The organism is Kitasatospora sp. NBC_01266, assembly GCF_036242395.1.
In the GTDB taxonomy this organism is placed as follows: Bacteria; Actinomycetota; Actinomycetes; order Streptomycetales; family Streptomycetaceae; genus Kitasatospora.
This window is the reverse complement of record NZ_CP108458.1, coordinates 7,622,885-7,635,438: the sequence shown is the minus strand read 5'-3', so window position 1 is coordinate 7,635,438 and position 12,554 is coordinate 7,622,885. Positions and strand designations below refer to the sequence as shown.

The 12,554-nt window shown below is 72.2% G+C and carries 13 protein-coding genes and 1 riboswitch; of the genes, 2 read left to right on the top strand and 11 right to left on the bottom strand.

The window, feature by feature from the left end; genetic code table 11:
- Positions 1–356: 356 nt before the first annotated feature.
- Positions 357–2,435: an AAA family ATPase gene (locus OG403_RS32740; protein WP_329572684.1), complete on the top strand. Its 2,079-nt coding sequence runs from the start codon at positions 357–359 to the stop codon at positions 2,433–2,435.
- A gap of 84 nt (positions 2,436–2,519) precedes the next feature.
- Here the strand turns inward: OG403_RS32740 and OG403_RS32735 are convergent, their stop codons facing one another.
- The 11 genes from OG403_RS32735 to OG403_RS32685 form a co-directional block, all read right to left on the bottom strand.
- Positions 2,520–3,560 (bottom strand): hemolysin family protein, encoded by a 1,041-nt coding sequence (locus OG403_RS32735; protein WP_329570832.1) that lies wholly within the window; start codon positions 3,558–3,560, stop codon positions 2,520–2,522.
- Positions 3,557–4,882 carry a hemolysin family protein gene (locus OG403_RS32730; RefSeq protein ID WP_329570830.1) on the bottom strand — a complete coding sequence of 442 codons (1,326 nt, stop codon included), beginning with the start codon at positions 4,880–4,882 and terminating at the stop codon, positions 3,557–3,559. The genes OG403_RS32735 and OG403_RS32730 overlap by 4 nt, the downstream gene beginning before the upstream one ends.
- Positions 4,883–5,092: 210 nt before the next feature.
- Positions 5,093–5,563 (bottom strand): PH domain-containing protein, encoded by a 471-nt coding sequence (locus tag OG403_RS32725; protein ID WP_329570828.1) that lies wholly within the window; start codon positions 5,561–5,563, stop codon positions 5,093–5,095.
- A gap of 26 nt (positions 5,564–5,589) precedes the next feature.
- Complete coding sequence (hisG, locus tag OG403_RS32720) at positions 5,590–6,435, bottom strand: ATP phosphoribosyltransferase (protein WP_329570826.1); 846 nt, start codon at positions 6,433–6,435, stop codon at positions 5,590–5,592.
- A 63-nt stretch (positions 6,436–6,498) separates the two neighbouring features.
- Positions 6,499–6,771 carry a phosphoribosyl-ATP diphosphatase gene (locus OG403_RS32715; RefSeq protein ID WP_327065557.1) on the bottom strand — a complete coding sequence of 91 codons (273 nt, stop codon included), beginning with the start codon at positions 6,769–6,771 and terminating at the stop codon, positions 6,499–6,501.
- A 102-nt stretch (positions 6,772–6,873) separates the two neighbouring features.
- On the bottom strand, positions 6,874–7,347 hold the full coding sequence (gene ribH / locus OG403_RS32710) for a 6,7-dimethyl-8-ribityllumazine synthase (RefSeq protein ID WP_329570823.1): 474 nt from the start codon (positions 7,345–7,347) through the stop codon (positions 6,874–6,876).
- A 75-nt stretch (positions 7,348–7,422) separates the two neighbouring features.
- Positions 7,423–8,688, bottom strand: coding sequence for a bifunctional 3,4-dihydroxy-2-butanone-4-phosphate synthase/GTP cyclohydrolase II (locus OG403_RS32705; RefSeq protein ID WP_329570821.1), 1,266 nt, complete (start codon positions 8,686–8,688; stop codon positions 7,423–7,425).
- Positions 8,685–9,332: a nicotinamide mononucleotide transporter family protein gene (locus OG403_RS32700; RefSeq protein ID WP_329570819.1), complete on the bottom strand. Its 648-nt coding sequence runs from the start codon at positions 9,330–9,332 to the stop codon at positions 8,685–8,687. The genes OG403_RS32705 and OG403_RS32700 overlap by 4 nt, the downstream gene beginning before the upstream one ends.
- Positions 9,329–10,039 carry a riboflavin synthase gene (locus OG403_RS32695; protein WP_329570817.1) on the bottom strand — a complete coding sequence of 237 codons (711 nt, stop codon included), beginning with the start codon at positions 10,037–10,039 and terminating at the stop codon, positions 9,329–9,331. The genes OG403_RS32700 and OG403_RS32695 overlap by 4 nt, the downstream gene beginning before the upstream one ends.
- A gap of 193 nt (positions 10,040–10,232) precedes the next feature.
- A riboswitch (FMN riboswitch) is annotated at positions 10,233–10,360 on the bottom strand.
- A 171-nt stretch (positions 10,361–10,531) separates the two neighbouring features.
- The gene (locus OG403_RS32690) at positions 10,532–11,059 is read right to left on the bottom strand and encodes a DUF5990 family protein (protein ID WP_329570815.1); all 528 of its coding nucleotides are present in this window, start codon (positions 11,057–11,059) and stop codon (positions 10,532–10,534) included.
- Between the two features lie 26 nt (positions 11,060–11,085).
- A complete protein-coding gene (locus tag OG403_RS32685) occupies positions 11,086–11,529 on the bottom strand; it encodes an ester cyclase (protein WP_329570813.1) in 444 nt (147 codons plus the stop codon).
- 263 nt (positions 11,530–11,792) lie between these two features.
- Here OG403_RS32685 and OG403_RS32680 point away from each other — a divergent pair, with 263 nt between their 5' ends.
- On the top strand, positions 11,793–12,281 hold the full coding sequence (locus tag OG403_RS32680; RefSeq protein WP_329570811.1) for a hypothetical protein: 489 nt from the start codon (positions 11,793–11,795) through the stop codon (positions 12,279–12,281).
- Positions 12,282–12,554 lie beyond the last annotated feature (273 nt).

Here is a 12,554-nt window from a genome sequence, read left to right as displayed (position 1 = left end):
CTCTGTTTTCCGCGCGGGCAAGCTGGCGGTTTTCCGCGCCCTGCGCCCGGCCTGCCACCCCGGCGCCGTTTCCCCGCCGGTTTCCCCGGGCATCGTGCCAGCAGGCCCTCGCGATGACCGTCAGCACACCAACGATCAACGCACACCAGTGATTTGGACCTGCGCCACACCCTTCCGGATCAGCGCCACACGGGTACGATTCCGCACAGGCGCAGAAGCGTCCCGGGTGCACGGCGCTGTCCCGCCATTTGACCGGGCCTCGGTGCACACCACGGGGGGCGTGAGTGACCACTGTTGACAACTCCGGCAGCACCGGCAGGCCGCACGGGCCCGCCGACCGGGCCTGGCTACGGGCGATGGACGCCTACACGGCCGGCGCCTACGCCCGGGCCGAAGAGGAGTTCCGCACCGCCGTCCGGCTCGACCCCGGCATGGCGGACGCCTGGCTCGGCCTGCACGCGCTGCGCTGCGACACCTCGGGCGCCCTGCTGTCGATGTACCGCCACAAGAAACGTTTCGGCGAGCAGCGCCGCAGCCATGCCCGACCGCTCAGCTCCTGGTACTGGCTCGGCTGGTGGGTGCAGCCGGTGCTGGAGGACGAGCGCGACCTGGCGCTGGCGCACGCCTCGCACTGGCTGGACGGAAGACACCTGACCGAGCTGGACCGGGCGCTGGCCCAGTGCCCGCCCGCCGCGCAGGACCCGTCGGTCCGCTTCCTGCACGCCTGCCGCTCCTACCTGCTCAAGGACTGGGAGCAACTCATCCGGGACACTGACCAGTTACTGGACGACCCGCTGCTCGGGATCGAGGCCGGACTGTTCGGCGGGATGGCCCGGGTGCGCCTGGACATGTGCGCCCAGGCCCAGGCCCCGCTGGCCGCCTCGCTGGCCCGCTGCCGCTCCGAGCAGCCGCAGCGCAAGGAGCTGCGCTACTGGCTGGCCCGGGCCTACGAGGGCGCCGGGCGCAGCGCCGCCGCACTGCCGCTCTACCGCGCGGTGCACCGGGCCGACCCCGCCTTCATGGACACCGCCGCACGGCTGGCCGCGATCGCCGCCGAGGACGGTCTCGGACTGCTGGAGGAGCTGCCCGCCTTCGGCGCGGGTGACGGGCTGACCGAGGACGCGCCCGAGCCGGACACCACCGCGTTGGACCTGATCGCCGGGCTCGGCGACGTCGGCGGGATCAGCGGGCTGAGCGGGATCGGCGGCGTGCTGGAGTCGACGGCCTACGGCGAGGCGGGCTTCGGCGAGTCAGGCTTCGGCGAGGCGGCCTACAGCGAGACGGGCTTCGGCGAGGCGGGCTTCGAGGAGACGAGTTTCACCGAGGAGGCCGGCTACTCGGACCAGCCGGACGCCGGGCCGCTCCAGGTGGCCGGCCGCTCCCCCGTGGCCGAGCGCTCGGGCGAGGGCCCGGCCGGCAGCCCCAACAGCGCCAATGGCCAGAACGGCCAGAACGGGCCCATCGGACCGGAGGCAGCGCCGGAGAGCGCCCAGGAGACGGCCACCGAGGCGACGCCCGCAGCCGAGGTCCGGGCCGGCACCGCCCCCGGGCCCGTCGCCCCCGAGGTCTCGGCCGGCGGGCAGCAGCGGCTCGACGCCGCGCTCGCGGCGCTGGAGCAGATGGTCGGGCTGGACCCGGTGAAGCGCCAGGTCCGGGCGCTCTCCGCGCAGTTGCGGATGGCCGGACTGCGCGCCGAGCAGGGCCTGCCGGTGCAGCCGCCCAAGCGGCACTTCGTCTTCTCCGGCCCGTCCGGCACCGGCAAGACCACCGTGGCGCGGATCCTCGGCCAGGTCTTCCACGCGCTCGGCCTGCTCTCCGGGGACCACCTGGTGGAGGCCCAACGCGCCGACCTGGTCGGCGAGTTCCTCGGGCAGACCGCAGTCAAGGCGAACGAGCTGATCGACTCCGCGCTGGACGGCGTGCTCTTCATCGACGAGGCGTACAGCCTGGCCAACTCCGGCTACAGCAAGGGCGACGCCTACGGTGACGAGGCGCTGCAGGTACTGCTCAAGCGGGCCGAGGACAACCGGGACCGGCTGGTGGTGATCCTGGCCGGCTACCCCGAGGGGATGAACCGGCTGCTGGCCGCCAACCCCGGCCTCAACTCCCGCTTCACCACCCGGGTGGACTTCCCCAGCTACCGCCCGGCCGAACTGACCGCGATCGGCAGCGCGCTGGCCGCCCGGGACGGTGACGCCTGGGACGAGGACGCGGCGGACGAACTGGCCAGCATCTGCGCCCACGTGGTCGGCGAGGGCTGGATAGACGAGCTGGGCAACGGCCGCTTCATCCGCACCCTCTACGAGAAGTCCTGCGCCTACCGCGACCTGCGGCTCTCCCTGTGCCGCGAGCTGCCGACCCGCGAGGACCTGGCCACCCTGCGGCTGCCCGATCTGGTCCAGGCCTACGGGGAGCTGATCGACGGCCGGAACTGACCGCCCCGGCCGCCGATCGGCGACTCCCCGGGCTCGAACGCCAGGCCGTCCGAGCCCCGGCGTCACACCGTCCGAGCCCGCGCGTCAGGCCGTCACATGCCGGTGGTCCGGGTCGTGCATCTCCCCCACCAGCTCCTCCAGCACGTCCTCCAGCGTGACCAGCCCCAGCACCTGCCCCCGCGCATCGGTCACCGCCGCCACGTGGGCGGCGGCCCGGCGCATCGCGGTGAGAGCGTCGTCCAGCGGGAGGTGGTCGCCGACCACGGTGACCGGGCGCCAGAGCCGGACCGGGACCGGGGCGTCCGGGTCTTCCATCTCCAGGACGTCCTTGAGGTGCAGGTAGCCGAGGATCTCCCGGTCCGCGTCGACCACCGGGAAGCGGGAGAAGCCGGTGGCCAGCGCCCGCTGCTCCAGCCCGCGGGCGGTGACCGCCGGGTCGACGGTCACCAACTGGTCGAACGGCAGCAGCACCTCGCGGACCGGGCGGTGGCCCAGCTCCAGGGCGTCCTCCAGCCGCTCCTGCTCGGCGGCCGCGAGCAGCCCGGCGGCCCGTGACTCGGCGAGGATCCAGAGCAGTTGCTCAGCGGTGAAGACCGACTCCACCTCGTCCTTCGACTCGACCTTGAAGAGCCGCAGCAGCCGGTTGGCGAAGGCGTTCAGGAAGCGGATCGCCGGCGCCAGCAGCCGGGCCAGCCGCACCAGCGGCGGGCCGAGCAGCAGCACGGCCCGCTCCGGCGCGGCGAGTGCCACGTTCTTCGGCACCATCTCGCCGATCACCATGTGCAGGAAGACCACCAGGGCAAGCGCCAGCGCGTAGGAGGCCGGGTGGACCAGGCCCGCCGGGATGCCGACGGCCTGGAACGGCCCCTCCAGCAGGTGGGCGATGGTCGGCTCGGCGAGCGCGCCGAGCAGCAGCGAGCAGACCGTGATGCCCAGTTGGGCGGCGGCCAGCAGGGCCGAGACATTGGACAGCGCGTGCAGCACCTGCCGGGCCCGCCGGTCACCGGCCTCGGCGAGCGGCTCGACCTGGCTGCGGCGCACCGAGATCACCGCGAACTCGGCGCCGACGAAGTAGGCGTTGCCGAGCAGCAGCAGCAGCGAGGCGAAGAGCTGGAGGAAGATCACAGCCGGTCCTTCCCCGCCTCGGGCAGGCGCAGCAGCCGCACCCGGGTGGTGCGGTGGCGGTCCACCGCCTGCACGGTCAACTCCCAGCCGGGCAGCGAGACCTGGTCGCCGGGGGCCGGGATCCGGCCCAGCAGGTCGGCCAGCAGCCCGGCCAGCGTCTCGTACGGGCCGTGCGGGGCGTTCAGCCCGATCCCGGCCAGCTGGTCGATCCTGGCCCGGCCGTCCGCCAGCCAGGCCGGCGCTCCGGCCACCGGCGGGACGGCGAGCAACTCGGGGGCGCTGCCCGGGTCGTGTTCGTCGCGCACCTCGCCGACGAGCTCCTCGACGATGTCCTCCAGGGTGACCACGCCCGCCGTGCCGCCGTACTCGTCGATCACGATCGCCATCGGCTGGCGGCGGCGCAGCTGTTCGAGCAGCCGCTCGGCCGGCAGCGTCTCGGGCACCAGCAGCGGTGGGCCGGCCAGTTCGGCGATCCGCACCTCGGCGCGGCGCTCGGCCGGCACCGCGAGGGCGTCCTTGAGGGTGATCGTCCCGGTGACCTCGTCCAGGCTGTCCAGGTAGACCGGGAACCGGGAGAAGCCGGTGGCCCGGGTGAGGTTGACCACGTCGGCGGCGGTGGCGTCGTGCTGCAGCGCGGCGACGTCGACCCGGGGCGTCATCACGCTCTCGGCGGTCAGCTCGGCCAGGTTCAGGGTGCGCACGAAGAGCAGTGCGGCGTCCTCCTCTATCGCGCCCGCCCTGGCCGAGTGCCGGGCCAGGAAGGCCAGCTCGCCGGGGGTGCGGGCGTGCCCCAGCTGCTCCATCGGCTCCATCCCGAACGCTCGCACCAGGCGGTTGGCGCAGCCGTTGAGCACCGCGATCAGCGGCCGGCAGACGATCGAGAAGAGGCGCTGCGGCGCGGCGACCGCACGGGCCACCTGCAGCGGGCGGGAGATCGCCCAGTTCTTCGGGACCAGCTCGCCGATCACCATCTGCAGCACGGTGGCGACCAGCAGGCCCACCACCACGGCCAGCCCGGTGGCGGTACCGGAGGGCACGCCGAGCCCGCTGAACACCGGGCCGAGCAGCGTGGTGAGGGCCGGCTCGGCGAGCATGCCGACCACCAGCGAGGTGATGGTGATGCCGAGCTGGGCGCCGGAGAGTTCGAAGGAGAGGCGGTGCAGCGCCTTGCGCAGACCCACCGCGCGCCGGTCGCCGGCCTGCGCGGCCCGCTCCACCGAGCCGCGGTCCACGGTCACGAAGGAGAACTCGGCGGCGACGAAGAGGCCGTTGGCGAGGATCAGCAGGAAGGCCGCGAGCAGCAGGAGCCAGGCGGTGGTCACAGCGCCGCTCGCTCTCGAGGCTCGCAGAGGCAGGCGGCGGGGGTACTACCGGACGGATCGTCCATCGAGGGGGAGAGTCACTCCTCAGGTCGCGGGCCCAGGGTCAGGGCCGGTTTTGCCCTGTCTTTACCAGGTTAGACGATACCTGTTCGATGTTTTGGCAAGGGCCCGCGCAGGGGTACCGCGAACGATCCCAGAGGGTGAGCGGCCTCAGGCCGTGGTGGCCGGCTCGCCGGTGACACCGTGCGCCTCGGCCAGGTCGCGCAGCCCCCGGGCGGCCCGGACCGCCTGCTCGTGCCCGCCACCGGGCTGGATGCCGACGGCGGCCAGCGAGGTCCCGTCGGTGAGGTCGAGGGTCACCCAGGGGTCGCCCTGGCGCAGGTTCACCCGGACGATCTCGGCCCAGTGCAGGCGGCGGGTGCGGACGAAGTTGACCACGGTCACCCCGTCCGCGTCCGCGTCCACCCGGGGGCGGGCCAGCATCAGGCCCACCCCGGAGAAGACCAGGCCCAGCAGAGTGAGCATGATCCGGTCGTTCAGCTGCCAGCTCGCCGGGAGCAGCAGCGCCATGCCGACGAAGACCACGATCAGCACCGCACTGGCCGGCAGCAGCACCAGGCGGTTGCGGCGCGGCGCCCAGCTGAGCGGCAGGGCGGGCAGTTCGGTGGCGGCGGCAGACATGGCGGCGGGGCTCCCGGACGTGCGCATCAGAGGCGGCAGGCGTGGATGTTGGTCACCAGGACGCCGCGGGCGCCGATGCCCCACAGGTCGTCCATGATCCGCTGGGCCTCCTTGCGGAGCACCATCGAGCGGACCGCCACCCAGCCCTCGGTGTGCAGCGGGGAGACGGTGGGCGACTCCAGGCCCGGGGTCAGCGCGACCGCCTCGCCGACCTTCTCGGCCCGGATGTCGTAGTCCATCAGCACGTAGCGGCGGGCCACCAGGACACCCTGCAGCCGGCGCATGAACTGCTCGACCCGGGAGTCCTCGCCGGCGCCCTTGGGCCGGATCACCACGGCGTCCGAGATCAGGATCGGGTCGCCGAACACCTCCAGGCCGGCGTTGCGCAGGCTGGTGCCGGTCTCGACCACGTCGGCGATCACGTCGGCCACACCCAGCTGGACCGCGGTCTCCACCGCGCCGTCCAGCTTGGTCACGGTCGCGCTGACACCGTGCTCGGCCAGGTGCTGCTCGACCAGGCCGGTGTAGGAGGTGGCGATCCGCAGGCCCTGCAGGCCGTGCACGTCCTTGGGCGAGCCGGCCGGACCGGCGAACCGGAAGGTCGAGCCGCTGAAGCCGAGCGCGAGGACCTCCTCGGCGCCCGCGGCGGAGTCCAGCAGCAGGTCGCGGCCGGTGATGCCGACGTCCAGCCGGCCGGAGCCGACGTAGACCGCGATGTCACGCGGACGCAGGAAGAAGAACTCCACCTGGTTCTCGGGGTCGACCAGCACCAGTTCCTTGGGGTCCTTGCGCTGGCGGTACCCGGCCTCATGGAGCATCTCCGCCGCGGGACCCGAGAGCGAACCCTTGTTGGGGAGGGCGATGCGCAGCATGAGAGGACGATCCTTCGCTGTGGGAGCGGTGCGGTGGGGTTTGCGGAGTGTAAGAGGGGTGGGTCAGAGGTAGGCGTAGACGTCGTCGAGCGTCAGGCCGCGGGCGACCATCATCACCTGAAGGTGGTACAGCAGCTGCGAGATCTCCTCGGCGGTCTGCTCCTTGGTCTGGAACTCCGCGGCCATCCAGACCTCGGCCGCTTCCTCGACCACCTTCTTGCCGATGGCATGGACCCCCTGCTCGACGAGCTGGGCGGTACGGGAGGACGCGGGGTCGCCAGTGGCGGCCTTCTGCTGGAGCTCGACGAAGAGCTCCTCGAATGTCTTGGAAGCCATGATGGCATTCACCATACGGGGTATCGCGCGGTGGGTGGGAAGCGTCCCGGACGGTGGACACGGCGCTGGACACCGCGCCGGGACCTTCCCACGGCCGAGGGCTCAGCCCAGCGCGCGCAGCGTGGCCGCGGTGGCCACCGCCGCGGTGACCGCCTCGTGGCCCTTGTCCTCGGCCGACCCCGGCAGACCCGCCCGGTCGATCGCCTGCTCCTCGTTGTCGCAGGTCAGCACGCCGAAGCCGACCGGCACGCCGGTGCGCACGCTCACCTCGGTGAGCCCGACGGTGGCCGCCTGGCAGACGTAGTCGAAGTGCGGGGTGCCGCCGCGGATCACCACGCCGAGGGCGATCACCGCGTGGTAGCCGCGCTCGGCCAGCCGCTGGGCGGCGACCGGCAGCTCGAAGGTGCCGGGCACCCGCACGACGGTGGACTCGGTGATGCCCAGCTCCTTCAGGGCGCGCCGGGCGCCGTCCAGCAGCCCGTCCATCACCTGGGTGTGCCACTGGGCGGCGATCACCGCGACCTTCAGGTCCTGGGCGTTGTCGACGGTCAGCTCGGGGGCTCCGTGGCCGCTCACGTTGGGTTCCTTACGTTGTCGGTGGGTTGGTTGCGACGTTGTCGGTGGGTTGGTTGCGGGTCGGCGGTCGGCAGGTCAGCCGACGAGCCACGGCAGGTCGTGGCCCATCCGGTCGCGCTTGGCCAGCAGGTAGGCCAGGTTGTGCTCGCCCGCCTGCACCGGGATCGGCTCCCGGCCCTTGACCTTGAGCCCGTGCTCGGTGAGCGCGGCCAGCTTCTGCGGGTTGTTGGTGAGCAGGCTCAGCGAGCGGACCCCGAGGTCGGTGAGCATCTGGGCGGCGACGCTGTACTCCCGGGCGTCGGCCGGCAGGCCCAGCTCGAGGTTGGCGTCCACCGTGTCGTGGCCCTGCTCCTGCAGCTGGTAGGCGCGCAGCTTGTGGCCCAGGCCGATGCCGCGCCCCTCGTGGCCGCGCAGGTAGAGCACCACGCCCCGGCCCGCCTCGGCCACCCGCTCCAGCGAGGCCTGCAGCTGCGGGCCGCAGTCGCAGCGCAGCGAGCCGAGGACATCGCCGGTCAGGCACTCGGAGTGGACCCGGACCAGCACGTCCTCGCCGTCCGGCAGCCGCCCGGCAGCATCCAGGCCGCCGGCGACCAGCGCGATGTGCTCGGTGCCGTCGATCGTGCCGCGGTAGCCGACCGCCGTGAACTCGCCGTGCACAGTGGGCAGGCTGGTGACCGCGACGCGCTCCGCGTGCAGCTCGGTGCGGCGGCGGTAGGCGATCAGGTCCTCGATCGAGATGATCGCCAGGCCGTGCTCGCGGGCGAAGGCGACCAGCTCGGGCAGCCGGGCCATGGTGCCGTCGTCGTTGACCACCTCGCAGATCGCGGCGGCCGGGGGCAGCCCCGCGAGCCGGGCCAGGTCCACGCCGGCCTCGGTGTGACCCGGGCGGACCAGCACCCCGCCGTCCACCGCGCGCAGCGGGAAGACATGCCCCGGACGGGTGAAGTCCTGTGCGGTGCTGGTCGGTTCACCCAGCAGCCGGACGGTCAGCGCGCGATCGACGGCGGAGATACCGGTCGCCTCCACCTCGCGGGCGTCGACCGAGACGGTGTAGGCCGTGCCCTTGCGGTCCTCGTTCACCCGGGTCATCGGCGGCAGGTTGAGCCGGTCGGCGTCCGCCTGGGTGACCGGCACGCAGATCACCCCGGAGGTGTACCGGATGGTGAAGGCGAGCAGTTCGGGCGTGGCGGCGGTGGCCGCGAAGATCAGGTCGCCCTCGTTCTCGCGGTTCTCGTCGTCCACCACGATCACGGCGCGGCCCGCCGCGATGTCGGCGACGGCGCGCTCGACCGGGTCGAGGGTGAGGTCGGTGGCAGTGCTGCTCATGCTGGTGCCGCTCATGCCGTTGCTCCCTGCAGGGTCGAGGTGGGGGTCGGACGGGTTACCCGGCTGCGCAGCCACCAGGCACGCAGGCCCAGCAGCACCAGCACGAAGTAGATGCAGTAGGTCAGGCCGGAGAAGGCGTAGCCGTTGTTGAAGGCGAGCGGGACGCCGACCACGTCGACGGCGATCCAGGCGATCCAGAACTCCACCCAGCCCCGGGCCTGGGCGACCATCGCCGCCAGGGTGCCGGTGAAGATGTAGGCGTCCGACCACGGGCTCCAGGACATCCAGGAGTAGTGGGTGAAGAGCAGGGCCACACCCACCGTGGCCAGCGCGGTGGCGCCGACCAGGACCGCGCGTTCGGTCCAACTGGCGAACCGCACCTGGACCTCGCCGGTGTCGCGGCGCCCACGCTGCCACTGGAACCAGCCCCAGACGGCGGTGACCATCACGATCACCTGCTTACCCGCGAGCCCGGACAGGTGGCCCGACGCGAAGGCGCCGAACAGCACGACGCCGGACAGGAGTTGGGTGGGCCAGCTCCAGATCGAGCGCCGCCAGCCGAGCGCCAGCGCGCCCAGGCCCAGCAGGTTGCCGATCATGTCGGTCCACTTCACGTGCTCGCCGAATATCGAGAAGGCGACACTGTTGAGCCAGTTCACGAGGCGTCCTCGGTGATGACCGGAGCGGTGCCGACCGGAGCGGTGCCGAGCGCGGCGAAGGCGGCGGTGTTGGGGACGGTGCCGGCGCCGAGCAGCCGCTCGACGTACTTGGCCAGCACGTCCACCTCGAGGTTGACCGGCTCGCCGACCGCCTTGCCGCCCAGCGTGGTGAGCGCGAGGGTGGCTGGGATCAGGCTGACCGTGAAGGTGTCGGCAGCCGCCTCGACCACGGTGAGGCTGATGCCGTCGACGGTGATCGAACCCTTGTCGACCAGGTAGCGCGAGATGCTCTGCGGCAGCGAGAAGCGCAGCACCTCCCAGCGCGGCAGCCCGTCCTCGTCCACCTCGCCCGGCGCCCGGCCGAGCAGGGTGCCGGTGGCATCCACGTGCCCCTGCACCAGGTGGCCGCCGAGCCGGGCGCCGAGCGCCATCGCGCGCTCCAGGTTGACCCGCGAACCGGGACCCAGGGCGCCCAGGCTGGATCGGTTGAGCGTCTCGGCCATCACGTCGGCACTGAACTCACCGGTACCGGCGGCCAGTTCCTCGGGAGTGTCGACCACGGTCAGGCAGACGCCGTTGACCGCGATGGAATCGCCGTGCCGGGCGTCGGCACTGACCAGTGGACCGCGCAGGCGGATCCGCGAGGAGTCGCCGAACTCCTCGATGGAGACGACCTCGCCCAGCTCTTCGATGATGCCGGTGAACACCCGGGTTCTCCTCGCGCTAGAGGCGCGGACTCCGGGGCGGCAAAGACATGGGAAGACAACACGGCCCGGGTGTGGTGGGCTGACGGGCGACGGAACACCCAGCACCCGTCGAGGGCGAGGGCGGACGCCGAACGTCGCCAACCGATCGCGGCACCCCGAGTGAGGGGGAACCGCGGCACCACATCTGGTCCGTCGCGCACGCCTCCCATCCGGACTTTAACCGTCGGTCCAGGAATTTCACCTGGTCAACCGGCCGCTGGCTGCGGACGGGTCGCGGACTGTAACCGCCGGTTCGGATTTTCACCGACCCCGGAGTGCGCTGAACGTCATTGGTTCGTACTTCTCAGTACGGACTTGCTTCTGCCGACATTGTGCCATGATCCGCAACCGCTACGGCAGAGGGCCGTGCTGTGCTCTGTTTCACGCGGCAGGTGGGAATGCGTACTGCGGCAGGTCGGCCGATCGACGCGGGCCGCTCCCCCGCCGGTCCCGCTACGCCCCCGGCTGCGCCGTCTCCGCCTTCTCCGCCGCCTCCGCCGCCTCCGCCGCCTCCGCCTTCTCCGCTGACCAGGCGATCCGCGGCGGCGTGACCCGGGCGCAGAGCGGGTGGCCCTTGGCGTCGGTGAGGCCGAGCCGGGCGACCAGCCGGCCGGCGGCCAACGCGGCCTCGACGGTGGCCGGTTCGATCGCGCCGAGGATCAGCTTGGCGCGCCGGAACATGGTGAAGGTGCCGCCCTCGTCCACCGTGCCCCAGGAGAGGTAGATGAACCGCTCACCCGGTCGGCCCTGGATGTACGGACCGGTCAGCTCCACGCTCTCCCCGGTGCGGGTCGCGGTGCAGTCGAAGGTCCACCGAGCGGTGGCCGCGTCGCCGGGCTGGAGGTCGAGCAGCTCGCTCGGGCGAGCGCGGCGCTGGACCGCGACGTGGATGTTCGCGAACCCCGGGAAGTCTGGGCCGGCCGCACAGTCGCGACCGGGGAGGTCGAAGGCTTCGATCCGCAGCTGCATGGGGGACGGCATGGACCCCATCATGCCGGGTGGACGGGTCAGAAGGCCGGAACCTGCTCGGGCACCAGGCCGAGCTGGCGGAGCAGACCGTACAGGTCCGTCTCACCCCAGAACTCGACGATCACACCGTCCTGGAGCCGGTAGGACTTGACGCCCGTCATGGTCAGGTCGCGGCCGGTGCGGTCGTGCCGGTAGGTCAGGGTGAAGGCCACGGTGACCCGGTCCCCGGCGGCGAAGAGATCGTCGATGCGGACCCGGCAGTCGGACAGGCCCGGCGTCATGATCGAGCCCTGCGGGTACTGCCGGCCCTGGACGTGGTGCCCGGCGCCGTGCACCAGGACGTCCTCGGCGACGACCTCCTCGAGCTCGGCGAGATCCCGCGTCTCGAAGACCCGGAGGTAGCGGCGCACCACTTCGGCGTTGCGTCGACCGGCGGCATCGGTCGGGTCGGTGGCGGCGGCAACGTCGGTGGCGTCGGTCATGGAAGGACCGTATACGGCGCACGCCGCTGCCACCAGGGGAAGTTCGGCGATCCGCGTAACAGCATGATCACAACCTGACGATCGGTCAGCGCGAACTGACAGGCTGTCCCTCCATCAGCTGTCCACCCTTCGCACAGAGGATCGCCATGCCCAAGACCATTCCCCCGCAGCCCGGTTGGGCTCAACCGCGACGGGAAGCACCGCAGCGGCCGCAGCGCAAGGGGCTCAAGATAGCCGGTCTCGGGTGCGGGATACCCCTCGGATTGTTCCTGCTGCTCGGCATCTTCGGCGCCTTCGGATCGAACAAGACGGTCGCCTCGGTGGCCAGGAGCGCGGCCCCCATCGCCTCGGCGGCCTCGCACGCTCCGTCAACCGCGCCGACGCATCCGTCCACCGCCACGCCCGCGCCCGCGCCCGCCGCCGGTTCGGCCGCCGCACCGACGCATCCGCCCACCCCGGCCGCCAGGCCCGCCACCCCCGCGCCCACCCGACCGGCACCGGCAACTCCCCCGGCCACCAAGCCGACCCCCACTCCCACCCCGGAGTCCGAGCCGGCCACCGACCAACCCCAGAGCCCGGCACCCGGCGCCGGCGGGCCCGCCACCACCGGTGTGATCATGTCGCCGACCGGTCACTTCTATCGCGCCGGCGAGTTCTGCCCGACCGACGACCTCGGGAAGTCCACGGTGGACAGCCACGGCACCGCCATCACCTGCGGCCCGGAGAGCGGCGCGAACCACTGGCACTACTAGGCCCGCTCCTTGGGATCCTGCCGGGCGGGCTCGCCGGGCGGGTCAACGGCCAGGGCGGCGGCTGTGGCTTCCGGGGCCGAACCCTGGCGACAGTGAAGGACAGTGGGCATCCACCGTGCGATGGGGATCCGGGTACCGCGCTGGGTGGAGATGTCAGTGCGGGCGGTGCACGGGCGGGTGATGCGGCGAGCGATCGACCGTCACCTCGTGTGATAGCTTCGTCACGGAGCGCGTGCACCGGACCCCCATTTGCCTCCTTCCGCCTCCTGCCAC

Excerpts from the sequence above, each read along its gene's own strand:
- OG403_RS32705 (WP_329570821.1), bottom strand. The coding sequence starts at position 8,688 with ATGAGCGGCACCAGCATGAGCAGCACTGCCACCGACCTCACCCTCGAC.
- OG403_RS32690 (WP_329570815.1), bottom strand. The coding sequence starts at position 11,059 with ATGCCGTCCCCCATGCAGCTGCGGATCGAAGCCTTCGACCTCCCCGGT.
- OG403_RS32685 (WP_329570813.1), bottom strand. The coding sequence starts at position 11,529 with ATGACCGACGCCACCGACGTTGCCGCCGCCACCGACCCGACCGATGCC.
- OG403_RS32715 (WP_327065557.1), bottom strand. The coding sequence starts at position 6,771 with ATGGCTTCCAAGACATTCGAGGAGCTCTTCGTCGAGCTCCAGCAGAAG.
- OG403_RS32725 (WP_329570828.1), bottom strand. The coding sequence starts at position 5,563 with ATGTCTGCCGCCGCCACCGAACTGCCCGCCCTGCCGCTCAGCTGGGCG.
- hisG (WP_329570826.1), bottom strand. The coding sequence starts at position 6,435 with ATGCTGCGCATCGCCCTCCCCAACAAGGGTTCGCTCTCGGGTCCCGCG.
- OG403_RS32740 (WP_329572684.1), top strand. The coding sequence starts at position 357 with ATGGACGCCTACACGGCCGGCGCCTACGCCCGGGCCGAAGAGGAGTTC.